Source organism: Nonomuraea sp. NPDC050783 (genome assembly GCF_040802095.1).
Lineage (GTDB): Bacteria > Actinomycetota > Actinomycetes > Streptosporangiales > Streptosporangiaceae > Nonomuraea.
Genome location: NZ_JBFAHK010000005.1, coordinates 499366 through 521335, shown reverse-complemented (window position 1 = coordinate 521335; position 21970 = coordinate 499366). Strand labels below are relative to the sequence as shown.

The 21970-nt window shown below is 74.4% G+C and carries 22 protein-coding genes; 8 read left to right on the top strand and 14 right to left on the bottom strand.

Going from position 1 to position 21970, the window contains the following annotated elements:
• Nucleotides 1-65 precede the first annotated feature (65 nt).
• Entirely contained in the window at nucleotides 66-905 is an 840-nt protein-coding gene (locus AB0H75_RS17030) for a hypothetical protein (RefSeq protein WP_367796958.1), read from the top strand.
• A 29-nt stretch (nucleotides 906-934) separates the two neighbouring features.
• Here the strand turns inward: AB0H75_RS17030 and AB0H75_RS17025 are convergent, their stop codons facing one another.
• From AB0H75_RS17025 to AB0H75_RS17015, 3 genes are all read right to left on the bottom strand, one after another.
• Entirely contained in the window at nucleotides 935-1495 is a 561-nt protein-coding gene (locus AB0H75_RS17025) for a hypothetical protein (protein ID WP_367796957.1), read from the bottom strand.
• 114 nt (nucleotides 1496-1609) lie between these two features.
• Nucleotides 1610-2488 (bottom strand): 1,4-dihydroxy-2-naphthoyl-CoA synthase, encoded by an 879-nt coding sequence (locus tag AB0H75_RS17020; protein WP_367796955.1) that lies wholly within the window; start codon nucleotides 2486-2488, stop codon nucleotides 1610-1612.
• 9 nt (nucleotides 2489-2497) lie between these two features.
• Nucleotides 2498-3010, bottom strand: coding sequence for a PadR family transcriptional regulator (locus AB0H75_RS17015; RefSeq protein WP_367796953.1), 513 nt, complete (start codon nucleotides 3008-3010; stop codon nucleotides 2498-2500).
• A gap of 75 nt (nucleotides 3011-3085) precedes the next feature.
• Between AB0H75_RS17015 and AB0H75_RS17010 the strand changes: the two genes are divergently transcribed.
• Nucleotides 3086-3643, top strand: a complete 558-nt coding sequence (locus tag AB0H75_RS17010; protein ID WP_367796951.1) for a hypothetical protein — start codon at nucleotides 3086-3088, stop codon at nucleotides 3641-3643.
• A 51-nt stretch (nucleotides 3644-3694) separates the two neighbouring features.
• Here AB0H75_RS17010 and AB0H75_RS17005 read toward each other — a convergent pair whose 3' ends face one another.
• Nucleotides 3695-4027, bottom strand: coding sequence for a helix-turn-helix transcriptional regulator (locus AB0H75_RS17005; RefSeq protein WP_020542962.1), 333 nt, complete (start codon nucleotides 4025-4027; stop codon nucleotides 3695-3697).
• Between the two features lie 86 nt (nucleotides 4028-4113).
• Between AB0H75_RS17005 and AB0H75_RS17000 the strand changes: the two genes are divergently transcribed.
• Nucleotides 4114-4281, top strand: coding sequence for a DUF3073 family protein (locus tag AB0H75_RS17000; RefSeq protein WP_367796949.1), 168 nt, complete (start codon nucleotides 4114-4116; stop codon nucleotides 4279-4281).
• A 57-nt stretch (nucleotides 4282-4338) separates the two neighbouring features.
• Here AB0H75_RS17000 and AB0H75_RS16995 read toward each other — a convergent pair whose 3' ends face one another.
• The 8 genes from AB0H75_RS16995 to AB0H75_RS16960 form a co-directional block, all read right to left on the bottom strand.
• A complete protein-coding gene (locus tag AB0H75_RS16995) occupies nucleotides 4339-5238 on the bottom strand; it encodes an alpha/beta fold hydrolase (RefSeq protein ID WP_367796947.1) in 900 nt (299 codons plus the stop codon).
• Nucleotides 5239-5291: 53 nt separating this feature from the next.
• Nucleotides 5292-7994, bottom strand: coding sequence for a LuxR C-terminal-related transcriptional regulator (locus AB0H75_RS16990; protein ID WP_367796945.1), 2703 nt, complete (start codon nucleotides 7992-7994; stop codon nucleotides 5292-5294).
• Nucleotides 7995-8056: 62 nt separating this feature from the next.
• Nucleotides 8057-9469 carry an LCP family protein gene (locus tag AB0H75_RS16985; RefSeq protein WP_367796943.1) on the bottom strand — a complete coding sequence of 471 codons (1413 nt, stop codon included), beginning with the start codon at nucleotides 9467-9469 and terminating at the stop codon, nucleotides 8057-8059.
• Nucleotides 9470-9641: 172 nt separating this feature from the next.
• Nucleotides 9642-9908: a DUF6510 family protein gene (locus AB0H75_RS16980; protein ID WP_367796941.1), complete on the bottom strand. Its 267-nt coding sequence runs from the start codon at nucleotides 9906-9908 to the stop codon at nucleotides 9642-9644.
• Between the two features lies 1 nt (nucleotide 9909).
• The gene (locus AB0H75_RS16975) at nucleotides 9910-10638 is read right to left on the bottom strand and encodes a ferredoxin reductase (RefSeq protein ID WP_367796939.1); all 729 of its coding nucleotides are present in this window, start codon (nucleotides 10636-10638) and stop codon (nucleotides 9910-9912) included.
• Nucleotide 10639: 1 nt separating this feature from the next.
• A complete protein-coding gene (locus AB0H75_RS16970; RefSeq protein WP_367796937.1) occupies nucleotides 10640-11239 on the bottom strand; it encodes a sulfite oxidase-like oxidoreductase in 600 nt (199 codons plus the stop codon).
• A 20-nt stretch (nucleotides 11240-11259) separates the two neighbouring features.
• A complete protein-coding gene (locus tag AB0H75_RS16965; protein ID WP_367796935.1) occupies nucleotides 11260-11931 on the bottom strand; it encodes a response regulator in 672 nt (223 codons plus the stop codon).
• Nucleotides 11928-13136 carry a sensor histidine kinase gene (locus AB0H75_RS16960; RefSeq protein WP_367796933.1) on the bottom strand — a complete coding sequence of 403 codons (1209 nt, stop codon included), beginning with the start codon at nucleotides 13134-13136 and terminating at the stop codon, nucleotides 11928-11930. The genes AB0H75_RS16965 and AB0H75_RS16960 overlap by 4 nt, the downstream gene beginning before the upstream one ends.
• A 163-nt stretch (nucleotides 13137-13299) precedes the next feature.
• On the opposite strand from AB0H75_RS16960, the gene AB0H75_RS16955 reads away from it, so the two are divergent.
• Nucleotides 13300-14409 (top strand): carboxymuconolactone decarboxylase family protein, encoded by a 1110-nt coding sequence (locus AB0H75_RS16955; RefSeq protein WP_367796931.1) that lies wholly within the window; start codon nucleotides 13300-13302, stop codon nucleotides 14407-14409.
• On the opposite strand, the gene AB0H75_RS16950 is transcribed toward AB0H75_RS16955, so the two are convergent.
• Nucleotides 14349-14822 carry an MSMEG_6728 family protein gene (locus AB0H75_RS16950; RefSeq protein WP_367796929.1) on the bottom strand — a complete coding sequence of 158 codons (474 nt, stop codon included), beginning with the start codon at nucleotides 14820-14822 and terminating at the stop codon, nucleotides 14349-14351. The genes AB0H75_RS16955 and AB0H75_RS16950 overlap by 61 nt on opposite strands.
• 74 nt (nucleotides 14823-14896) lie before the next feature.
• Here AB0H75_RS16950 and AB0H75_RS16945 point away from each other — a divergent pair, with 74 nt between their 5' ends.
• The 3 genes from AB0H75_RS16945 (at nucleotide 14897) to AB0H75_RS16935 (ending at nucleotide 19388) form a co-directional block, all read left to right on the top strand.
• A complete protein-coding gene (locus AB0H75_RS16945; RefSeq protein WP_367796928.1) occupies nucleotides 14897-17182 on the top strand; it encodes a xanthine dehydrogenase family protein molybdopterin-binding subunit in 2286 nt (761 codons plus the stop codon).
• Between the two features lie 241 nt (nucleotides 17183-17423).
• Nucleotides 17424-17897: an ATP-binding protein gene (locus AB0H75_RS16940; protein WP_367796927.1), complete on the top strand. Its 474-nt coding sequence runs from the start codon at nucleotides 17424-17426 to the stop codon at nucleotides 17895-17897.
• Between the two features lie 66 nt (nucleotides 17898-17963).
• The gene (locus AB0H75_RS16935) at nucleotides 17964-19388 is read left to right on the top strand and encodes a WGR domain-containing protein (protein WP_367796925.1); all 1425 of its coding nucleotides are present in this window, start codon (nucleotides 17964-17966) and stop codon (nucleotides 19386-19388) included.
• On the opposite strand, the gene AB0H75_RS16930 is transcribed toward AB0H75_RS16935, so the two are convergent.
• Entirely contained in the window at nucleotides 19385-20854 is a 1470-nt protein-coding gene (locus AB0H75_RS16930) for an MFS transporter (RefSeq protein ID WP_367796923.1), read from the bottom strand. The two genes, AB0H75_RS16935 and AB0H75_RS16930, sit on opposite strands and share 4 nt — an antisense overlap.
• A gap of 84 nt (nucleotides 20855-20938) precedes the next feature.
• Here AB0H75_RS16930 and AB0H75_RS16925 point away from each other — a divergent pair, with 84 nt between their 5' ends.
• Nucleotides 20939-21931, top strand: a complete 993-nt coding sequence (locus AB0H75_RS16925; protein WP_367796922.1) for an Lrp/AsnC family transcriptional regulator — start codon at nucleotides 20939-20941, stop codon at nucleotides 21929-21931.
• Nucleotides 21932-21970: the final 39 nt, after the last annotated feature.

Here is a 21970-nt window from a genome sequence, read left to right as displayed (position 1 = left end):
GCGGCCGGTCCTACGCTGCGCACGGAGGCCGCGAAGGCGGCGTGGTGCGGCGGCAGGGAACGGTCATGACGACTCTCGTGTTCATCCACGGCCGGGGGCAGGAGGGCGTGGACCCGGGCGCGCTGCTGGCGGAGTGGGACCGGGCGCTGTGCGCCGGGCTCGGCACCGCCCGGCTGCCCGTGCGGGCCGTGATGGCCTACTACGGCAACGTGCTCCACCGCGTCACCGCCGAGATCGCCGGCCTGCCGGAGCTCGCCGAGTCCGTCTCCGAGGAGCCCACGCAGGAGGTCCCCTTCCACCCCTACCTGCCGCGGGAGACCGGGCAGCTCGAACGCGAGCTGCTGGCGGACCTGGCCAACGCCGCCGGCCCGCCGGTGGAGGCCGGCATCGAGGACGTGCTGACGTGGACGCTGGCCCGGCGCCTGCTGGAGTGGACGTGCCGGCACACCGGCGTGGACCGGGAGATCATCAAGATCTTCCTGCAGGACGTGGCCGTCTACCTGAGCCACGGGCGGCGGCCGGTGCTGGACGCGGTCCGCCGCCAGCTGCCCGCCGACGGCCCGATCGTGCTGGTCACCCACAGCCTCGGCACGGTCGTGGCCAGGGACCTGCTGGTGGAGGAGGCGGTGCGGCGGCGGGTGTCCTTCTGGGTGACGGCGGGCTCGCCGCTGGGGCTGCCCACCATCCAGCGCAACCTGCTGGCGCGGGGGACGGTGCACCCGGGGGTGAGCTGGCTCACGGCGTACGACGTGAACGACATCGTCGCGCTGGGGCACCCGCTGGAGCGGTCGTGGGGCACGCCGCTGAGCCAGATCGAGGTGGAGAACGGCGACCAGCCGCACTCCATCGACCGCTACCTCGGCCACCGCACGGTCGCAGGACCCATCGGCCGCACCTGCGCCTGACCCCCGGACCACCGCCCCCGGCCGGCCGCTCAGTACGAGACCAGGGCGTACTGGTAGGAGGTGTCGCCGTTCTCGTCGCCGAAGTGCTTGCGTCCCGTCATGATCTCGCCCGGGTTCGCCCGCGACTCGTGCCCGCTCTCCCGGTAGGTCTGCGACCAGCGCTTGTTGACCAGGGTCACCGGCCTGCCCTGCCAGGTGAGCAGCGCGAAGTAGGCCACGGAGAGGCCGTTCTCGTCGCCGTCGTGCCTGCGGCCGACCATGGCGTTGCTCTCCGGGGCCTCGAACCACGAGTAGGTCTCGTGGTCGACCTGCTGGTAGTGGTTCGTGGACACGGTGACCTGCTCCCTGCCGATCCAGATCCGGCCGCACCAGTAGGTGGTCGAGCCGTTCTCGTCGCCCTCGTGCTTGCGCCCGATGAGCACCTCGCCGGCGGGGCAGATGAACTCGCTGTCCTTCTCGTTCACGGTCGCGGAGTAGCCCTTGACGATCTCGATGACCGGCTTGGCCGCCGCGGCCGGGGCGGCGGGGGCCAGGGTCAGGGCCAGGACGGCGGAGGCCGCGGTGGCGAGCACCTTCGTGTACAAGGTCACGTCCTTCGGGTCGGTCGTGCCGGCCTGTCCGGCACGATCGACACGGTGGCCCACGCCGGTGCAGTCACACTTGTAAGTGACCTGTGACGGACATGATCCGCAGGTCGGGGCTCCTCAGAAGTGCCAGGGGAAGGGCGACCAGTCGGGCTCGCGCTTCTCCAGGAACGAGTCGCGCCCCTCGGCGGCCTCCTCCGTCATGTACGCCAGCCGCGTGGCCTCCCCCGCGAACACCTGCTGCCCCACCAGCCCGTCGTCGACGGCGTTGAAGGCGAACTTGAGCATGCGCGTCGCGGTCGGCGACTTGCCGTTGACCTTGCGGGCCCACTCCAGGGCCGTGGCCTCCAGCTCGGCGTGCGGCACGACGGCGTTGACCATGCCCATGCGGTGGGCGTCGGCGGCGGTGTAGGTGTCGCCGAGGAAGAAGATCTCCCGGGCGAACTTCTGCCCGACCTGCCGCGCCAGGTAGGCCGAGCCGAAGCCGCCGTCGAAGCTGGCCACGTCGGCGTCGGTCTGCTTGAAGCGGGCGTGCTCGGCGCTGGCCAGCGTGAGGTCGGCCACCACGTGCAGGCTGTGGCCGCCGCCCGCGGCCCAGCCGGGCACCACGCAGATCACGACCTTCGGCATGAAGCGGATGAGCCGCTGCACCTCCAGGATGTGCAGGCGGCCGGTCGAGGCCGAGCCGTCGGCGTACTGGTAGCCGTCCTTGCCGCGGATGCGCTGGTCGCCGCCGGAGCAGAAGGCCCAGCCGCCGTCCTTGGGCGAGGGGCCGTTGCCGGTGAGCAGCACGCAGCCGACGTCGGTGGTCTGCCGGGCGTGGTCGAGCGCGCGGTAGAGCTCGTCGACGGTCTGCGGGCGGAAGGCGTTGCGCACCTCGGGACGGTCGAAGGCGATGCGCACGGTGCCCTGGTCGAGCGCCCGGTGGTAGGTGATGTCGGTGAAGTCGAATCCCTCGACCGCCTGCCACGCCTGGGGATCGAACAGCTCGGAGACCATGTCAGGAGCCTACTGGATCTGGTTCTCGGCCCATTCGGCCCACTCCTGCTGGGCCCTGCCCAGGCGCAGGCCGTACTCCAGGGCGATGCGGCCGTAGCGCGACAGGTCGTCGGTCCCGTCCTCCACGAACGGGCGGATGCTCTCCAGGTGCTTCAGCCGCTCGGCCGTGACGGCGGCCTGCTCGCGCAGGTAGGCGCGGGCCTGCTCGGGCCGGACCTGGGCCAGGAAGAACACCCGCAGCAGCATGTCGCTGCGGGTGACCCTGGTCGGCTCGACGTCGGTGATCCAGCGGCGCAGCTCGGCCAGGCCCTCCTCGGTGATCGTGTACTCCTTGCGCCCGCGGGGGCCCTCGGCGGCCACGGTGATCAGGCCCGCGTCGGCGAGCTTGCCCAGCTCGGCGTAGAGCTGGCTCTGCGTGGCCGGCCAGGTGTTGGACAGGGAGACGTCGAACAGCTTCATCAGGTCGTAGCCGCTCGCGGGTCCCTCGGCGAGCAGCCCCAGGACGGCGTGTCGAAGACTCATATTCCTATGTTGACATATCGAGAGAGGAGGTTCTAGTTTCGACATGTCACTTTAGGAATGTGGGGAGTGTGGGGAATGCGCGGCCTGCTCGGGTTTCTGCCCTGGATCGTCTACGCCGTGATCGCGACCGGCGACGAGTGGCGCTGGGGCGCCATCACCGGCCTCGTCATCGCGGTGGCGCTCGTCCTGGTGGACCGCCGGGCCGGCCGGGCCTGGGACGAGATGGTCATCGAGACCAGCGCGGCGCTGTTCTTCGCCTGCCTGACGGTGCTCTCCCTGGCGGCCCCGCACTCGCCGCTCACGCCGTACGGCCCCGCGCTGGTCAACGTCTGGCTGGCCGGCACGGCCTGGGGGTCACTGATCATCCGGCGGCCGTTCACCCTGGGCATCGCGCGGGCGACGACGCCCCGCGAGGTCTGGGACACGCGGCCGTTCCACCACGTCAACGTGGTCATCACCGCGGCCTGGGCGGTGGCCTTCACGGCCGCGGCGATCTCGCTGGCGATCGTCCTCGCGGCCTCGCCGCACGCCACCGCGGCGGTCGTCACCATCAAGGTGCTCTCGTTCGTCCTGCCCGCCGCCTTCACCGCCTGGTATCCCAGGCACGCGCGGCGACGCCTGGCCGCCGGCTGACGCGCCGGCGACCTGGGCCGGGCGGAGCTCGCGCGCCCCGCCCGGGTGCGGTCAGGTGACCTCGGCCCTCAGCTCGGCGAGCAGCTCGCCCTGGTCGGCCAGCATGTCGGTGAGGATGCGGCGGGCGGCTCCGAGCAGATCGGCCAGCTCGGGAGTGGCCAGCGTGTAGACCACGGTGCTGCCCTCGCGGATGGCGCTCACGATCCCGGCCCGGCGCAGGACCGCCAGCTGCTGGGAAAGGCTCGACGGCTCGATGTCGATCTGGGCCAGTAGGTCCCTGACGGGTAGCGGCCCTTCCTGGAGCAGCTCCAACACTCTGATGCGAGCGGGGTGGCCGAGCGTCCGGAAGAAGTCGGCCTTGGCCTGATAGACCTCCACGTGCATAGTGCAAGACTAATCGAGCGCAGTTGCATAATTCTTCAAGTCGCTAGGTTGTTGGATAGCATGACAGCGGGGACTAGGGAGTAGCCATGGGCCGAGGAAGAGCCAAGGCGAAGCAGACGAAGGTCGCTCGCCAGCTGAAGTACGCCAACCACCACATCGACTACGACCGGCTCCGCGAGGAGCTCGGTGCCGACACGCGGCGCGAGGAGTTGTACCCGTCCACGGCGGAGCAGGAGCCCGAGCGCGCCCAATGACGCGCACCCGCAGGAGCTCGCCCGCGGCGCCCGTCGCGACACCCGTCGCGGCGGCCGTCAGCGCGCGGTGTGGCGGACGATCGCCGCGGCCAGCTCCGCGTGGCACAGGGGATGCAGCATGTGGCCCATCCCCTCGATCGTCAGCAGCTCCGCGCCGGGGACGCGCTCGGCGATGATCGCCCCGTGCCCGGGCTTGGCGGGCTCGTGCGTGCCCTCGATCACCAGCGTCGGCGCCGTGATCCGGCCCAGCACGCCCTCCGGCTCGAAGTCCGGGCAGGCGGCGTACGCCAGGCGGTGGTTGACCACGGCCGACAGGTCCCGCGCCCGCTCCAGCACCCGCTCCTGCAGCCGCCGCTCGGCGTCCTCGTCGAACGGCAGCCCGCCGCCGTGCAGCACCCGCCCCTCCTCGATCATGCGCCGCACCTGCTCGCGCCGGTCGGCGGGCGGCGGCGCGGTCATCAGCGCCGTGTAGTGCGCCACGAACTCCGGGCGGGGCGGCGGCAGGCTCCCCTCCGGCTGCGGCTGCCCGGTCAGCGCCCGCAGGACGACCTCGCCCTCGTGCCCGCCCAGCGGCGAGGAGCCGATCACGGTGAGCGTGCGCACCCGTTCCGGCCGCTCGACGGCGATGAGCTGGCCGAGCAGCCCGCCCGCCGAGTGGCAGACGAGGTGCGCCGACTCCAGCCCGTAGGCGTCCAGCACGCGCAGCACGTCGTCCTTGATGTCGTGCCAGGTGTAGGGGTTCTGCTCGAAGTCGACGGTGGCCGACCGGCCCGTGTCGCGGTGGTCGTACCTGATGACCCGCCGGCCCGCGGCGACCAGCCGCCCGACGAACTCGTCCGGCCACAGCACGCCCTGCGTCATCGACCCCATCACCAGCAGGATCGGCGGGTGCGTGACGTCGCCGAACTCCTCGGTCCACAGCTCCGTACCGGCGTTCTCGATCATGTTCGTTGACATGCCTCAAGCTTGCCCGGCGCGGGCGCGGGTGCCTTCAGTAGGACTACTGGGCTTCACAACAGCCGCGCCAGTTCGGTACGGGAGGTGACGCCCAGCTTGGGATAGATCTTGTACAGGTGATACTCGACCGTGCGCGGGCTGAGGAACAGCCGGGCCGCCACCTCCTTGCTGGAGGCCCCCTCCGCCACCATCCGCGCGATGCGCAGCTCCTGGGGCGTCAGCGCGGCCCGGGCGTCACCCGCGGCGGGGCGGGCCGTGGCCTCGCCCGCCGCGCGCAGCTCGCCGCGGGCCCGCTCCGCCCAGGGGGCGGCCCCCAGCCGCTCGAAGGTCTCCAGCGCCGCGCGTAGCCGGCTCCTGGCCCGGCCGGGCCGCTGCGCGCGGCGCAGCCGCTCGCCGTACAGCAGCGCGGTGCGCGCCCGCTCGAACGGCTCCCCGTGCCGGCGCAGCGCCTCCTCGAACAGCTCGGCGTCCGCGCCGGGGTCCGCCAGCAGGGCCCGGCAGCGGGCCAGCAGCGCCCGTGCCTCGTCGGTGGCCGCGTGCGCGGCCCACCGCTCGTAGGCGGCCAGCGCCTCGCGGGCCGCCTCGTGCTCGCCCGCGGCCGTCGCCGCCTCCACCCGGTCCGGGGTGCTGCGCCAGGTGACCGTCGGGTGGCCGGCGCCGGGGCCGGCCGCGGCCAGGGCGGCGAAGCGGGCGTGCGCCGCCGCGTACCGGCCGAGGCCCAGGTCCAGCAGCGCCAGCGCGTACGAGGCCACGCCCGCGCGCAGCCCGACGCGGTGCGGGATCGCGATGGCCAGCGCCTCCCCGGCCAGGTGGCGGCAGCGCTCCTCCTCGCCCCGCAGCGCCGCCACGACCGCCAGGTTGGCCAGGTGGGCGGCGACCGAGTTGGTGTAGCCCGCCTCGCGGGCCAGGTGCAGGCCCTCCTCCGCGACCGCGGCGCTCTCGGCCGGCCGGCCCTTGAGACGCTCGCCGGTCGCCACGAACTCCAGCACGACCGGGAGCTGCCCGACCATCCCCGACACCCGCGCCGCGCGCCCGGCCCGCTCGACCAGCTCGGCGGAAACGTCGGCCTCCCCGAGGTAGCTGGCCGCCGCCGACGCCCACAGCAGCTCCGCCGCCCCGGTCAGCTCGTCCGCCCCGGCCAGCGCCCCGCGCAGCAGCTCGCCGCCGCTGCCGTCCTCCAGCATCGCGCCGATCCCGGCCACCACGTCGCGCAGGAAACCGGGCGGGTGCTTCCTGGCCCTGCGGCCCAGCTCCACCATGGCCGGGACGTCACCCACGTAACTGGCGGCCTCGGAGGCGTCGGCCAGCATCCCGATGCTCTCGCCCGCGGCCAGGATCCGGACGGCCTCCGAGGCGTCGCCGCTGTTCAGCTCGAACCGGCCGCGAAGCTGCGCGATCTCCTCCAGCAGCCCGCCAGCCCCGTGCGTCGCCCTGTGCGGGGTGGCCAGCTCGCGGGCCTCGGCGAGGTGGCTCTGCGCCTGGCCGGGGCGGCCGGCGAGCCAGGCGGCGGTGGCCGCGTCCTTCAGGCGTGCGGCCCTGCGGAGCGGGTCGGGGGTGAGCTCGGCGGCCCTGGCGAGGGCCGTGGCGGCGTCGCCGTGGCCGCCGCGCGCGCGGGCGCGCCCGGCCGCGGCGGCCAGGTCGGCGGCGACCGCCTCGTCCGTGCCCACGGCGGCGGCGGCCTGGTGCAGGGCCCGCCGGTCGCCGTCGGTCAGCCGGGCGAGCACGGCGTGCGCGGCCCGGATCTGGGCGGAGGTCGCGGCGGCGTGCACAGCCGACCGGACGAGCGGATGCCGGAACCTGACCACCCCACCGGCCACCGTCACGAGCCCGGCGGCCTCCAACTCGTGCAACGCCGCACCCCCGTCGAACGGCTCCCCGCCGCCCGCCGCGCCGCCCTCGCCGCCCGCGCGGAGGGCGAGGGCGAGGTCGCTCTCCAGGGACGCGAGCAGGGCGAGCCGGCGGGCGTCCGGCGACAGCCGGGCCACCTGATCGCCGAACAGTTGCTCGCCGCCCGGCAGCGGGTCCGGGAGGGGCGCGTGCCCGGCGAGCTGCGCCGGTGACAGCGCGGCGACGCTCTCGCGCAACACGAGCGGGTTGCCGCCGGTCAGGGCCGCCAGCCGCGCGACCACGCCCGGCGCCACCGGGACCGCGGCGCCGGTGGCGGGCGCGAGGAGCGCGGCGCAGCTCGCCTCGTCCAGGCCGCCGACCCGCAGCTCCGGCACGCCCTTGAGCAGGGTGTCCCCGCGCACGGAGAAGAGCATCGCGACGCGCTCGGTACGCAGCCGCCGCGCCGCGAACAGCAGGGCGTCGGCGGAGGCCCGGTCCATCCACTGCACGTCGTCCACCAGGCACAGCAGGCCGCCCGGCGCCGCCGCCTCGGCCAGCAGCGACAGCACGCCCGCCGCCACCAGGAACCGGTCCGGCCCCGACGCCGGCGCGGGCGCGCCGGCCAGGCCGAGGGCCGCCGACAGCGCGTCGCGCTGCGCGCCGGGGAGCGCGTCCAGCAGGCCGGTCACCGGGTGGAGGAGCTGGTGCAGGGCCGCGAAGGCGAGATCCGCCTCCGGCTCGACGCCGTCGGCCCGCAGCACCGGCATCGCCGGCTCCGCGCCCGCCGCCAGGGAGGCGGCCGCGTCCAGGAGGGCGGACTTGCCGACGCCGGCCTCGCCGCGCAGGGCCAGCGCACCGCCCTCACCGGCTCGCGCCGAGGCGAGCAGGGTCTCGATGGCGGCGGTCTCCGTGGCTCTGCCGTGCAACACGAAGGGGACTTTATAGGAAACCAACCCACGATCCGGACAGGACGCCGAGGGCGCGGGAGCCGTCAGGTGGCGCAGGAGTCGTGGGTGGCGTCGAAGCCCTTGATGGCCTCCGCGTCGTCGGAGCGCAACTGCTTCAGCCCCTTCCAGTCGTCGCCGATGACCAGCACCAGGTGGCTGGTCCGGGCGGCGGGCAGCTCGCGGAGCCGCGCGCCGAGCAGGTCGGCGGTGAGCGTGGGGACGCGGGTCTCGCCGTTGGGGCCGTAGAGGACGGTGGTCCTGGCCTGGGGCTTGCGGGGCGTGTCGCCGATCTTGGTGATGTGGTAGCCGCGCTGCTCCAGGGCGGCGGCGACCTGGGTGCCGAGCCCGCCGCGCCAGGTGCCGTTGCGCAGCTCGATCTGGACCTTGGAGCGGCCCACCTTGGCCTGGCCGCCCTTGACGCCCTCCACGCTCTGGTCCTTGGCCACGATCTGGAACAGCCGCCCGGCCTGCGGCTGCACCCACTCCACCCGGCCCGGCTGGGTGAGCGAGTAGTGCCACGGGGTGGTGATGAAGCGGATCTTCCCGGCGTTCAGGCCCTGCAGGCTGGTGGCGAGGTCCTTCATGACGCCCGTGGTGAGGTTGCGGTCGGTAGTGACCGCCTTGGTGGCGGCGTCGAGCAGGCCGAACATCTTGGCGGGATCGGTGAGCGTCTCGCCGCTCATCACCTTCTTGACCATCGAGGCGATGAACATCTGCTGCCGCTGGATGCGCCCGATGTCGGAGCCGTCGCCCAGGCTGTAGCGGGCGCGGACGTAACCGAGCGCCTGCTCGCCGTCGAGCGTCTGGCGGCCGGCGGGCAGGTGCAGCAGCGCCTTGGTGTCGTCGACGCGCTGCGGCAGGCAGACCTCGACGCCGCCGAGGGCGTTGACGATGCCCTTGAAGCCGGTGAAGTCGACCTTCACGAAGTGGTCGATGTGGATGCCGGTGAGCGACTCGATCGTCTTCCAGGTGCAGCCGATGCCGCCGGAGTTGAACGACTCGTTGATCATGCCCAGGTGGGGCCGCTGCCCGGGGAAGGCGCCGGTGGCCCGGCAGGCGGGGAGCTGGACGAGCGAGTCGCGCGGGAAACTGACGACCATCGCGTTGTCGCGCTTGGACGACACGTGCACCAGCATGATCGTGTCGGTGCGCTCGCCCGCGATGCGGTGGCCGTACCTGGCGTTCTTGCCGTCGCGCTGGTCGGAGCCGACGACCAGGACGTTCATCGCGGTGCCTGCCACCTTCGGGGGGCGGGTCGCGCCGAGGTCCTCGGCGGTGACGTCCTCGTGCTTGATGTTGCCGTTGAGCTTGGCGAAGACGCCGGCCGCGAGGCCGGCGACCAGCAGGACGACGGCCACCGCGACCGCCAGCACCCAGCGCAGCCAGCGGTGGCGGCTGCGCCGGGGCGGCTTCGCGCCCGGCTCGGATGGCGGCGCGTCGACAACCCCGCTGCTCACGTGACTCCCCCAAGGACGGGCCGAAGGGCGGCCGCCCCTGGCCAAGAGCCTCGCCGTACAGATCTCGGCCGTGGATCGAGCCCGAGTGTACTCAGTCGGAGAGCGTGTCCGCGCCCCGACGAGATCGTCCGCCCCGTTCGGTACCGGTATGTTCACCCGCCCGTCGCGAAAGTCACTCCGGGAGGTTCACCCGCAGGGACACGGTGCCGCGCAGGTCGAGCCAGGCCGCGCCGGGCCCGCGCACCAGCCGCATCATCACCTCCTCGCAGCCCGGGCAGCGGGCCACCAGGCCCGGCTCGGGGCCGTAGACGTGCAGGCCGGCGACGGGGCCCGCCTGGCCGCAGCTCGCGCAGCGGCCGGTGGCGGCGGTGACGTCCACGGCGAAGATCTCGCCGAGCGGGCCCGCCAGGGCGTTGCCGTCCAGGTGTTCAGCGGTCATGTCAACCTCCGGTCGGGCCGAATCGTTCGGTTCTGACGCGCTCGGGGGCGTGCCCGAGCGTCAGCAGCAGGTCGGCGGCGGCCTCCACGAACCCCGTCGGCCCGCACACGTAGCAGTCGGGCTCGAAGTCGGCCGGCCAGCCGCCCTCCGCCAGGTCGGCCGGCGTGACGCGGCCGGCCGGGCGGGACGCGCCGTCGGGGGCGGCCCGGGTGTAGAGGTAGGTGATGTCCAGCCCGGGGTCGGGCCGGCGCAACTCCTCGGCGTAGTAGCGGCGCTCGGGGTCGCGCAGCGAGTAGACCAGGCGGAACGGCACGCGGGCGGCCACCCGGCGGCGCTCCCTGATCATCGCCATCAGCGGTACGATGCCCGACCCGCCGCCCACCAGCAGCACCGGGGCCTGGCTCGCCGGCCGCCAGACGAACCAGCCGCCCACCGGGCCGCGGACCTCCACCTGGTCGCCGGGCTCCATCACCTCGGTCAGGTACGGCGACACCTCGCCGCCGGGCACGGTCTCGACCGTCAGCTCGATCACCTCGCCGTCGGCGGGCGCGGCCAGGGAGTAGCTGCGTTGCGCGGTGTAGCCGTCGTCGGCCGTCAGCCGCACGTCCACGTGCTGGCCCGCCAGGTGGCCGGGCCAGCCGGGCACCTCCAGCACCAGCGTGCGGGCGGTGGAGGTCTCGACGCGGACCTCGCGCAGTCGGGCGGCCCGCCAGACCAGCCGGCGGCGCACCTCAGTCGCCCTCGTAGCGCTGCTCGCGCCACGGGTCGCCGTAGTTGTGGTAGCCGGCGGTCTCCCAGAAGCCCGGGTGGTCCTCGGTGAGCAGGCGGATGCCGCGGACCCACTTGGCCGACTTCCAGAAGTACAGGTGCGGCACGACCAGCCGGGCCGGGCCGCCGTGCTGGGGAGCCAGCTCCTCGCCGTCGAAGCGGTGCGCGATCCACGCCTTGCCGTCGAGCAGGTCCTCCACCGGCAGGTTCGTGGTGTAGCCGCCGTAGGAGTGGACCAGGGCGTGGTCGGCGACGCTCTCGACGTCCTCGAAGAGCACGTCCAGGGAGACGCCCTCCCACGAGGTGTCCAGCTTGGACCACTTGGTCACGCAGTGGATGTCGACGGTCGGGGTCTCCTGGGGCAGCGCCATCAGCTCGTCCCACGACCAGCGGTGCGTCCGCCCCTCCTCGGTGTCGATGGTGAACTCCCACCGCTCCGTCGGCACCCGCGGCGTCGGCCCGGCCGACAGCACGGGGAAGTCCTCGACCAGATACTGCCCAGGCGGCAGCCGGTCGCCACCCCCGGTGCGCCTTCCGTGGAAGCCGCGCGAAACGATGCCCATGACCGGCCCCTCCCTGGTGATCAGGGACCCATTCCATCACGCCGGGGGGTGACCAGCCCGGATTCGTAGGCGAACACGACGAGCTGGGCGCGGTCGCGGGCCCGCAGCTTGGTCATCGCCCGGCTGACGTGCGTCTTCGCGGTCGTGGGGCTGATCACCATGTGGGCGGCGATCTCGTCGTTGGACAGGCCGCGAGCCACCAGGGCGGCGACCTCGCGCTCGCGGTTGGTCAGCACCTCCAGGCCCGTGGCGGCGGGGGTGGGGCGGCGGGCGACGTACTCGCCGATGAGGCGGCGGGTGATCGCGGGGGAGAGCAGCGCGTCGCCGCGGGCCGCCACCCGGACGCCCTGGAGCAGGTCGGCGGGCTCGGTGTCCTTCACCAGGAAGCCGCCGGCGCCGGCGTGCAGGGCGTTGAAGACGTACTCGTCGAGGCCGTAATTGGTGAGGATGACGACGTGGACGCCGGCCAGGCGCTCGTCGGCGGCGATGCGGCGGGTGGCCTCGATGCCGTCCATGACCGGCATCTGGATGTCGATCAGGGCCACGTCGGGGCGGTGCTCCAGCGCCAGCGCGACGGCCTGCCGGCCGTCGGCCGCCTCGGCCACCACCTCCAGGTCGTCCTCGGCCTCCAGCAGGGCGCGGAAGCCGCCCCGGATGAGCGCCTGGTCGTCGGCGAGCAGCACGCGGATCACGACGACTCCTGAAGCGAGGGAAGGGGCGGGTCCTGGCGCGAGGCTTCGCGCAGGGGCAGCTCGGCGCGGACGGTGAAGCCGCCCCCGGGGCGGGGCGCGGCACGCAGCCGGCCGCCGAGCGCCGTCACGCGCTCGCGCATGCCGAGCAGCCCGTTGCCGGGGACGGGCGGCGCGTCCGGGTGGGCCGGGCCGTCGTCGTCCACCTGGATCACCAGCTCGCCGTCCGCGTGGTCCACGAGCACCCGCGCCGCCGACCCGCCGGCGTGCCGGGAGACGTTGGTGAGCGCTTCCTGCACGATCCGGTACGCCGCCCGGTCCACCTCGGGCGGCAGCTCGCCCCGGACCCCGGAGACGGTCACCGTGGCCGGCAGCCCGAGCGAGCGGGCCCGCCGCACCAGGTCGTCGAGCCGGTCGAGGCCGCTCGGGCCGGGCGGCTGCGGGGGCTCCTCGCCGGGGTCAGGCGGCGAGCCCTCCTCGCGCAGGACCTCCAGGGTAGCGCGCAGCTCGCGCATGGCGTCGCCGCTGGCCTCCTGGATGGCCAGCAGGGCCGCCGGCACCTCCTCGCCGCGCTTGCGGGCCAGGTGGACGGCCACCCCCGCCTGCACCTTGATGACCGAGATGCTGTGGGTGAGCGAGTCGTGCAGCTCCCGGGCGATGCGCAGGCGCTCCTCGCCCGCCCGCCGCCGGGCGACCTCCTCGCGGGTGCGCTCGGCCTCGGCGGCACGCTGCTCGGCCTGCTCCAGGTACGCCTGCCGGTGCCGGGTCACCGTCGCCGCCACGCCGGAGGCGAGGAACCAGCCGAGCAGCAGGGTGGTGTTCTGGACGATCTCGATGGTGGGGCGGTCGGTGACGGTGACCAGGTTCGCGGCGAGGGTCGTGCCCAGGAACACCGCGCCGGCCAGCGCGGCGGGCAGCGGGTGCCCGTACCTGACGGCGGCGAACACCGCGACCAGCACGGGGAAGGCGGCCGGCGGGCCGGGCTGGGCGTGCACGGCGTACACGAGCATGGCGGCGGTGCTGACGGCCAGCGGCACCAGGGGTGCCCGCCGCCAGCCGACGAGCGCGAGCGAGCCGACGACGACGGCCGCCAGGTCGATCAGCCCCCAGCCCGGCGTGATCAGCACGTTGGCCGCCAGCATGACGGTCAGGACCCCGGCGAGCAGCCTGTCCTGAGCGACCGGCCGCCATCGCTCCAGATACCTCACATCTGCAGATTAGGGGCTTTCCCGACATAGCTCCTCGGCAGGGAGGCGTAACTTCCGGCTACTTCCGGCGTAGTACGTCCCAGGCCCGGCGCCCCGGCGGCGTACCGGGAATGCCTCCGGGCGCACGACGACGGCGGGCCGCGCCGGGGGCCACGATTCCGGCATGGACACGATCAGAGGCAGGGGCCGGTTCCGCTACGTGACCCCGGTGCCCCCGGAGGCGGCGACCGGCCGGGTCGCCGAGGTCTACGCGCAGCTTGCCGAGGACTTCGGCATGGCCAGGATGGCGGTCTTCCTGACGCTGTCGCCGGCGCCCGAGGTGCTGGCGGCGACCTGGGCCCTGCTGCGCGAGTCGCTGCTGGCCGGGGAGGCCCCGCGCACCGGCAAGGAGGTCGTGGCGCTGGGGGTGTCGCTGGCCAACCGGTGCCCGTTCTGCGTGGCGGCGCACACCACGCTGCTGCACGCGACCGGCGACCACCGGCTCGCGGAGACCGTGGCCGCCGGGGGAGTGCCGGACGACCCCGGGCACGCGCGCCTGCTGGCCTGGGCCAAGGAGCGGGGAGCGGCGGCGGGCGGGGCGCCGTTCCCGCCCGAGCACGCCCCCGAGTACGTCGGGACCGCGCTCACCTTCCACTTCGTCAACCGCGTCGCCTCGGCGCTGCTCACCGAGAACCTGCTGCCGGGCAACCTGCAGAAGTCGCGGCTGGTCCGCAGCGTGGGCGGCCGGGCGATGTCCCGCGCGGTCCGCAGGCGGCCGCCGGGGGGCGCGAGCCTGCCGCTGGTCTCGGAGCTGCGGGGGCACTCGGAGCCCGGCTGGGGGGCGCGCACCCCGGTCGGCGTCGCCTACGCGGCGCTCAGGACGGCGGCGCGGGACGGCGGCGACCTGCTCGGCGACGCCGCGCGGGCGGTGGTCGCCGGGACGGTGGCCGCCTGGGACGGGGAGCACCCGCCGATGGGCGACGCCTGGCTGGACGGCCCGCTCGCCGGGCTTCCCGGGCCCGCGCGGCCGGCCGCCCGGCTGGCGCTGCTCGCGGCGCTGGCCCCGTACCGGGTGACCGACGCCGACGTGGCGGCCTGGCGTGCCCCCGGGACCAGCGACGGGGAGCTGGTCCGGCTGGTCGCCTTCGGCGCGGTCCTGGCCACCGAGCGGGTCGAGGGCCTCATCACCGCGGCCCTGCCCGCGCGTCACCAGGGGACGGCCCCGGCCCGCCCCTACGCGGGCAGGCGGTCGGAGCGCGGCCAGACGTACTCCAGGTCGTCCGGCTCCTCGTAGCCGAACTTCGGCCGGTAGAACTCGGGGTCCTTGCGCAGCAGCGACGAGCGGTGGCTGCGGTGCAGGGCCTCGTCGCCGAGCCAGGGCGGCAGCTCGCCGGCGTCGGCCAGCTCGGGCTGGGAGCGCACCACGGGGGTGCCGCGCAGCCGGGCCAGCTCGGTGGTCATGGTGGTGGCGCAGGTGTCGAGGCGGCCCATGGCGCACCAGGTGTCGCACACCACCAGGCCGTAGCGGATCAGCGCCTCCTCGTACCCGGCCCACATCTTGACCACGGGGTGGTGGCGCCAGCCGTAGCCGGGGACGGTGAGGGCGCGCAGGATCTGCAGGGTCTCGACCCGCTGCTTGCCGAGGCGCCGCGGGTCGAGCACCGCCGCCGTTGCGGCGAAATCCGGATAAGGCAGGAACGTCTGCATCGGTCACCCCCATTGACGTGCTTCTTCCCGGGGAACGTATGGACCGGCCGGCGGCCGGCGCTCACAATCGGCGCATGGGAGACGGTCATGTCGGCGCCAGGACGCCGCGACGGGAAGACGCCCGCCTGCTGACCGGGCGGGCCAGGTACGCCGGCACCGTCAGGCTGCCGGGCCAGGTCCACGCGTACGTCCTCCGCAGCCCCGTCGCGCACGGCCGGCTGCTCGGCTGCGACACCAAGGGCGCCTGGGCCGTCGAGGGGGTGCTCGACGTGATCACCCCGGCGGACGCCCCGAGCCTGCGCCTGCCCTGCGTGAACCTCGCCCCCGGCCAGCGCCTGACCCACTACCGGGTGCTGGACGAGGCCATCAGGTACGCGGGCCAGCCGCTCGCCCTCGTGGCCGCCCGCACCCCCGAGGCCGCCAGGGACGCCGCCGACCTGATCGACCTGGAGCTCGACGAGTTGCCCGCGGTCGTCGGCGTGGAGCGGGCGCTGGCGGCCGACGCGCCGCTGCTGTACCCGGACTGGGGCACGAACGTGCTCACCGACTTCCCGCTCGGCGACGACGACTGCGCGGCCGTGGTCGAGGCGGCCCCGCACGTGGTGGAGATGACGTTCCGGATGGGCCGGGTCTCGCCGCACCCCCTGGAGCCGCGCGGCCTGGTGGCCCACTACGGCGGCGACGAGCTGACCGTCCACCTGTCCACGCAGTCGCCGCACCACGTGCGCGAGCACCTGGCCGAGGCGTTCGGCCTCACCCACGACCGGGTACGCGTGATCGCCGGCGACACGGGCGGCGGCTTCGGCGGCAAGGAGCACCTCTACCCCGACGAGGCGCTGGTCTGCCTGGCCGCGCTGCGCCTGGGCCGCCCGGTGGCCTGGAGCGAGGCGCCCGGCGACCGCCTGACGGCCACGCTGCCGGCGCGGGCCGCGGTGCACCGGGCGCGGCTGGCCCTCGACCACGACGGAAGGTTCCTGGCGCTCCAGGCGGACGTGCTCGCCGACCTCGGCGCCCACCCGTCCAACATCGGGATCTCGACGGCGGCGGTCACCGCCACGCTGCTGCCCGGCCCGTACCGGTTCGACCGGGTCGCCGTCCGGGTGCGCGGCGTGGTGACCACCACGACGCCGACCGGCTCCTACCGCGGCTTCGGCCAGCCCGAGGGCACCCTGACCAGGGAACGGCTGATCGACGAGGCCGCCCGCAGGCTCGGCGTGGACCGCGTCGAGCTGCGGCTGCGCAACCTGCTGGAGCCCGAGGAGCTGCCGTACACGACGCGCGTCTTCCAGCACTACGACTCCGGCGACTACCCGCGCGCCCTGCGGACCCTGCGCGACCTGGTCGAGCCGGTGCGCGGCGACGACGGCCGCCGGCGCGGCATCGGCTACTCCTGCCACGTCGAGACGACCGGCATGGGCCCGTCGAACGACCTCAAGGCGATGGGGGCGCTGGCCGGCGGCTACGAGACGGCGGTGCTGCGCATGGAGCAGGACGCCTCGGTGGTCGTCTCCTCCGGCGTGGTCGGGATGGGCCAGGGCATCGAGACCGCGCTGGCGCAGCTCGCGGCCGACCGGGTGGGGGTGCCGCTGGAGCGGGTGCGGGTGGTGCTGGGGGACACGGCGGTGACGCCGTACTCGTCGGTGGGGTCGATCGCCAGCCGGGCGCTGACCCTCGGCGGCGGCGCGCTGGTACGGGCCGCCGCGCGGCTGCGCGACAAGCTGCTGGCGATCGCCGCGCACCGGCTGGAAGCCGCCCCGCAGGACCTGGAGCTCGCCGGCGACGTGGTGCGGGTCAAGGGCGACCCGCGGGCGTCGGTGGCGCTGCGCGAGCTGGCCACGTCCGCCTGGCGTGGCTGGGACCTGCCGGAGGGCATGCAGCCCGGCCTGGAGGAGCGGGTCAGCTACGACCCGCCCGGCTACACCTTCGCCTACGGCGCGCACGCGGCGGCCGTCGCGGTGGACCCGGAGACGGGCGCGGTCGAGGTCGAGCGCTACTGGGTGGTCAACGACGCCGGCGTGCTGGTGAACCCGGCCGTGGTGGAGGGCCAGATCCACGGCGGCGTGGCCCAGGGCCTCGGCCAGGCGCTGACCGAGGCCATCTGCTACACCGAGGAGGGCCAGCCGATCGCCGACTACCTGCTGCCGACCACCAGGGAGGTGCCGGACATCGAGGTCGTCCTGCTGGAGACCCCCTCGCCGATCACGCCCGGCGGCATGAAGGGCGTGGGCGAGGCCGGCACGATCGGCCCGCCAGCCGCCGTCGCCAACGCGGTCGCCGACGCCCTCCCCGAGGTCGCCGACCGGGTGACGGACGTGCCGCTGACGCCCTCGGCGGTGTGGTCGCTGCTGCGCGGCCGTTGAGGTCACTCCTCGACCGGCTCAAACTCGACCGGCTCAAGGGGGAGGCCGTTCCGTGCCTCCGCCGCGGGGCGGGTGTCGTGCGCTCTCATGCCGGCCCCCTACCCCCGGAGCCTCCCGGAGTCCGGAGTTGACGATTTCTCGCCGAAGATTCGACCCGGACGGCCTTCTCGTACGTACACGTTTCGACAGCCGCTTCAGTTCACCCGCGAACCCCCCGAGAACGACTCCGGAAAGAGAAGGCATGACGACCACCCTGCGATCGCCCCGCCGCCGCGGCGGGACGCAGTACGCGTGGCCGCTGCGGGAGGATGCCCGGACGGTCGGCCGCGCGCGCGAGATCATCCGCCGGCGGCTGGCGGCCCTGGACCTGCGCCCGGACCTCGTGGACGACGCCGTGCTCATGGTGAGCGAGCTGGTGACCAACGCCTTCATGTACGGCGCGGCCCCCTACGAGCTGCTGCTGCACGTGGACGCCAAGGACATCATGTGCGTGGTGGTGGACGGCAGCCCCGCCCCGCCCGCCCCGGCGCCCCCCGATCCGGCGGCCGAGCACGGGCGCGGCCTGCGCATCGTGGCCCGGCTCTCCGACGGCTTCTACGGCTGTCACCCCCAGCGTTACGCCACCCGTCCCGACCTGGTGGGCAAGGGCACCTGGTTCGCCCTGCCCCGCCAGGGCCCGGCGTGCTCAGTGATCCCGCTCCGCCCCGGGACCTGACCGCGCGGGTTCTGTCGTTGCCGTCCTCTACTCTCCCCAACAATTGATCACGAGGGAGAGCCGGACATGACCTACCTGGAGCTGTCGGAGGACGGCGGCGGAGCACACAAGTTCTACGAGGTGATCGTGGCGGGCACCGACGTCACGATCACCTACGGCCGCATCGGCGAGAGCGGCCAGAGCAAGGTCACGTCCTTCCCCAGCGAGGTCAAGGCCCAGACCGCCGCGGCCAGGAAGATCGCCGAGAAGACCCGCAAGGGGTACGCGCCGGCCGTGCGCGGCGCGCGCCAGCGCCGGGCGGTCACCCGCCGGGTCATCGCCAGCACCCGCTCGACCGCCCAGCAGGCGCCGGTGTTGTGGCGCTTCGACAGCGGCGCGTCCGCGTTCGGCATCTTCGTGGACGCCGAGCGCTGCTGGGTCGGCAACCAGAACGGCGACGTCTACACCGTCACCCACTCCGGCACCGTGACCGGCCGCTTCCGGCTCCCCGACGGCGTCAAGTGCATCGTGGCCGACGACTTCTGGATCTACGCCGGCTGCGACGACGGCCGCGTGTACGACCTGAGCGGGAAGGCGCCGCGGGCCGCGTACGACATCGCCGCCGACGTGGACATCTACTGGCTCGACATCCACGACGGCGTGCTCGGCGTCTCCGACCGGGCCGGCCGGCTCACCGCGATCGACTACGAGGACGAGTTCCAGTGGGCGCGCAGCGACGGCGGCGACTCGGCGTGGATGGTCCGCTGCGACGCCGAGTCCGCCTACTACGGCCACTCGCGCGGCGTCGCCCGCTACGACCTCGGCGACGGCGCCCGCGTCTGGGAGAACCGCGAGGTGGACCACGTGCTGTTCGGCTGGCAGGAGGAGCACTCGGTCTACGCGGGCACCGCCCGCCGCACCGTGCACCGGCTGGCCAAGGGCGACGGCCGCGTGGAGGCCGTCTACCGGTGCGACGGGGCCGTCTACTCCTGCGCCACCTCGCCTGGCGGGCGGCACGTCTTCGCCGGTGACAACCAGTCCTCGATCTACTGCTTCGACGCCTCCGGCGAGCGGCTGTGGAAGCTCGGCACCGGCTGCGGGTCGGCGTTCTCGATGCAGTACCTGGACGAGCGGCTCTACCTCGTCACCACCGACGGCACGCTGGCCTGCGTGGACGCCAGTGAGGCGGCCATCGCGGCGGCCCGCTCGGGCAGCGTCCCGCGGCCGGTGGACGTGAAGGCCGCCGCCTCGCTGCCGGCCGTCGAGCCCACCGCTGCGGTCGAGACGGTGACCGGGACGGCCGCCGAGGCGGGCGGCGGCGTGGTCGTGGAGTGCGTCAGCGAGGGCGGGCGGCTGCGGGTCCGCGTGGCGAGCGAGGGCTACGAGCCGTGGCACGTCCAGTTCCCCAAGGACATCCGCGAGCCGGGCGCCCGCTACGTCGTGGAGGGGGTGCGCTCGGCCGGGCGCGGCGGCTTCTACCGCGCCTACGGCGAGATCCGCCGCCTCCTCTAGCGCGGCTCGCGCCCGGTCTCCTTCAGCGCCGTCCCGCGCCCGGTCTCCTTCAGCGCCGTCCCGCGCACCGTGGCCAGGACCAGCAGCCCCGCGGCCAGCCCGGTCAGCGCGCTGGCCAGGTAGACGTCGTTCAGCGCCGCGTACGCCGCCTTGCCCGTCCCCGTGCCCGTCCCCGTGCCTGTGTCCGTGCCCGTCCCCGCCCCGTGGTACAGCAGGCCGAGCACGGCGATGCCGAGCGCGTAGCCGAGCTGCCGGACCGTGTTGACCGCCCCGGCCGCCATCCCCGCCCGGTGCGGCGGCACGGCGGCCATGGCGGCCGAGCTGAGCGAGGGGACGGCCAGGCCCACGCCGGCGCCCGTCACCACCAGGCCGGGCGCGAGCGCCGTCCAGGCCGCGTCCGGGCCCAGCCGGCCCTGGAGGAACGCGCCCGCCGCGATGAGCAGCAGCCCGCCGCCGAGCGCGGCCCGCGCCGACAGCCGGGGGAGCAGCCGGGCCGCGGCCACCGACACCACCAGGGACGTGACCGCCATCGGCGACAGCGCCACCCCCGCCATCACCGGCCCGAGCCCCAGCACCTGCTGCAACCAGAGCGAGGTGAAGGCCAGGCAGGCGAACGCGGCCGGCATGAGCAGCCCCGCCCCGGCCAGGATCCCGCTGAACGACCGGTTGCGGAGCAGCCGCAGGTCCAGCATGGGCCGCCGGCTCCGCAGCTCGACGGCGAGGAACGCGGCCAGCGCCACGGCGGCGGCCGCCAGCGGCACCAGCGTGCGCGCCGCCGCCCAGCCGTGCTGCCCGGCCTCGATCAGCCCGTACGTGAGCGCCCCCGCCGCGACCGTGAACGTGACCATGCCCGCCCAGTCCGGCCGTCCCTCGCCGGGCCGCCGCGACTCCTGGACCGAGCGCAGGGTGAGCCAGGCGGCGACCAGGCTGATGGGCAGGTTCACCAGGAAGATGGCCCGCCAGTGCAGGTGCTCGGTGAGCAGGCCGCCGAGCACGGGGGCGAGGGCCGCGGCGGCCCCGTTCACGCCGCCCCACACGCCGAACGCGATGCCGCGCCGCCGTCCCTGGTAGGTGGCGCTGATGAGGGCGAGCGTGGTGGCCATCATGGCCGCGCCGCCCGCGCCCTGCACCACCCGCGCCGCCAGCAGCAGGCCGCCGCCCGGCGCGATCCCGCAGGCCAGCGAGGCCAGCGCGAACACGGCCAGCGCCACCAGGTAGACCCGCCGCCGCCCGGCGTGGTCGGCGACGGACCCGGCGGCCAGCAGCAGGGCGGCCAGGGCCAGCGCGTAGCCGTCCAGCAGCCACTGCGTGTCGCTGAACGACATGCCGAGGTCGGCGGAGATCTGGGGGAGGGCGACCATGACGATGGTCACGTCCACGAGCAGCATGAAGGCGCCGAGGCAGGCGGCCACCAGGGGGCGCCAGCCCGGGGCCGTGGCGGTCTCAGGGGTTCGCACTTGTGTCATGAGCAGAATGTCGGGGATCGTTGCGGGTTGTCGCCGGGATCCTGGGCGGTTTCGGTGGATTTCCGCGCGAGTTACGCTCTGCTGGTGGAAAACGTCGTTCTGGACGAGGTGGACCGTGGGTTGCTGCACGCGCTGCGCGTGGACGGGCGGGCGTCGTTCAGCCGCGTCGCGGACGTGCTCGGCGTCTCCGACCAGCGGGTCGCGCGCCGCTACCGGCGGCTGCGCTCCACCGGCATGATGCGGGTGGTCGGGGTGGCCGACGGGCGGCGGCTCGGCTACGAGTCGTGGGCGCTGCGGCTGCGGTGCACGCCCGACGCCGCCGGCTCGATCGCCGAGGCGCTGGGCCGGCGCTCCGACACGTCCTGGGTGCACCTGCTGTCCGGCGGCACCGAGATCTCGTGCGGCACCCTCCAGCGCTCGGCCGCCGAGCGGCAGGCACTGCTGCTGAACAAGCTGGCCAGGACCAACCGGGTGTTGTCGGTGGTGGCCCACCGGACGCTGCACATGTTCGTCGGCGGGCGCGTCGGCTGGGCCGCGCTGTCGGTGCTGTCCGCCGACCAGGTGGCGTACCTGGAGGCCGGCCGGGTGTACGCCGCGCACGCGCCGGCCGGCCGGGAGGGGGAGCCGGTCGCGCTCGGGCCCGGCGACGAGGCGCTGTTCCAGGCGCTGTCGCGGGACGGCCGGGCGGGCTACGCCGACCTGGCGGCGGCCACCGGCTGGTCGGAGTCGACGGTCAGGCGGCGCATGGAGCACCTGTGCGCGGCCGGGGCGCTCTTCTTCGACATGGACGTCATGCCCGGCCTGCTCGGCTACCGGGTGGAGGCGCAGCTCTGGATGTCGGTGCCGCCCGCCGAGCTGCACGCGACGGGGCAGGCCCTGGCGCGGCATCCCGAGGTGGCGTACGCGGGGGTGACGACCGGCCCCCACAACCTGACGGCCAGCGTGGTGTGCCGCGACGACGCCGCCTTCTACCGCTACCTGACCGAGGACCTGGGCGCGCTGCCCGCGATCCGCCAGCTTGAGACCGCCCCCATCATCCGCACGATCAAACGCGCCGGCGCCCTGCTCCCCAGGTGACCACCCCCGCCGTCTCCGATCTGGGGGTCAGGGGGGTGC

Bases quoted from the DNA above. Each gene is read 5' to 3' on its own strand.
- AB0H75_RS16945 (WP_367796928.1), top strand. From the start codon at position 14,897: ATGGGAGACGGTCATGTCGGCGCCAGGACGCCGCGACGGGAAGACGCC.
- AB0H75_RS16940 (WP_367796927.1), top strand. From the start codon at position 17,424: ATGACGACCACCCTGCGATCGCCCCGCCGCCGCGGCGGGACGCAGTAC.
- AB0H75_RS16955 (WP_367796931.1), top strand. From the start codon at position 13,300: ATGGACACGATCAGAGGCAGGGGCCGGTTCCGCTACGTGACCCCGGTG.
- AB0H75_RS17005 (WP_020542962.1), bottom strand. From the start codon at position 4,027: ATGCACGTGGAGGTCTATCAGGCCAAGGCCGACTTCTTCCGGACGCTC.
- AB0H75_RS16950 (WP_367796929.1), bottom strand. From the start codon at position 14,822: ATGCAGACGTTCCTGCCTTATCCGGATTTCGCCGCAACGGCGGCGGTG.
- AB0H75_RS16930 (WP_367796923.1), bottom strand. From the start codon at position 20,854: ATGACACAAGTGCGAACCCCTGAGACCGCCACGGCCCCGGGCTGGCGC.
- AB0H75_RS16995 (WP_367796947.1), bottom strand. From the start codon at position 5,238: ATGTCAACGAACATGATCGAGAACGCCGGTACGGAGCTGTGGACCGAG.
- AB0H75_RS17015 (WP_367796953.1), bottom strand. From the start codon at position 3,010: ATGAGTCTTCGACACGCCGTCCTGGGGCTGCTCGCCGAGGGACCCGCG.
- AB0H75_RS17010 (WP_367796951.1), top strand. From the start codon at position 3,086: ATGCGCGGCCTGCTCGGGTTTCTGCCCTGGATCGTCTACGCCGTGATC.
- AB0H75_RS17020 (WP_367796955.1), bottom strand. From the start codon at position 2,488: ATGGTCTCCGAGCTGTTCGATCCCCAGGCGTGGCAGGCGGTCGAGGGA.
- AB0H75_RS17000 (WP_367796949.1), top strand. From the start codon at position 4,114: ATGGGCCGAGGAAGAGCCAAGGCGAAGCAGACGAAGGTCGCTCGCCAG.
- AB0H75_RS16980 (WP_367796941.1), bottom strand. From the start codon at position 9,908: ATGACCGCTGAACACCTGGACGGCAACGCCCTGGCGGGCCCGCTCGGC.
- AB0H75_RS17030 (WP_367796958.1), top strand. From the start codon at position 66: ATGACGACTCTCGTGTTCATCCACGGCCGGGGGCAGGAGGGCGTGGAC.
- AB0H75_RS16935 (WP_367796925.1), top strand. From the start codon at position 17,964: ATGACCTACCTGGAGCTGTCGGAGGACGGCGGCGGAGCACACAAGTTC.
- AB0H75_RS16970 (WP_367796937.1), bottom strand. From the start codon at position 11,239: ATGGGCATCGTTTCGCGCGGCTTCCACGGAAGGCGCACCGGGGGTGGC.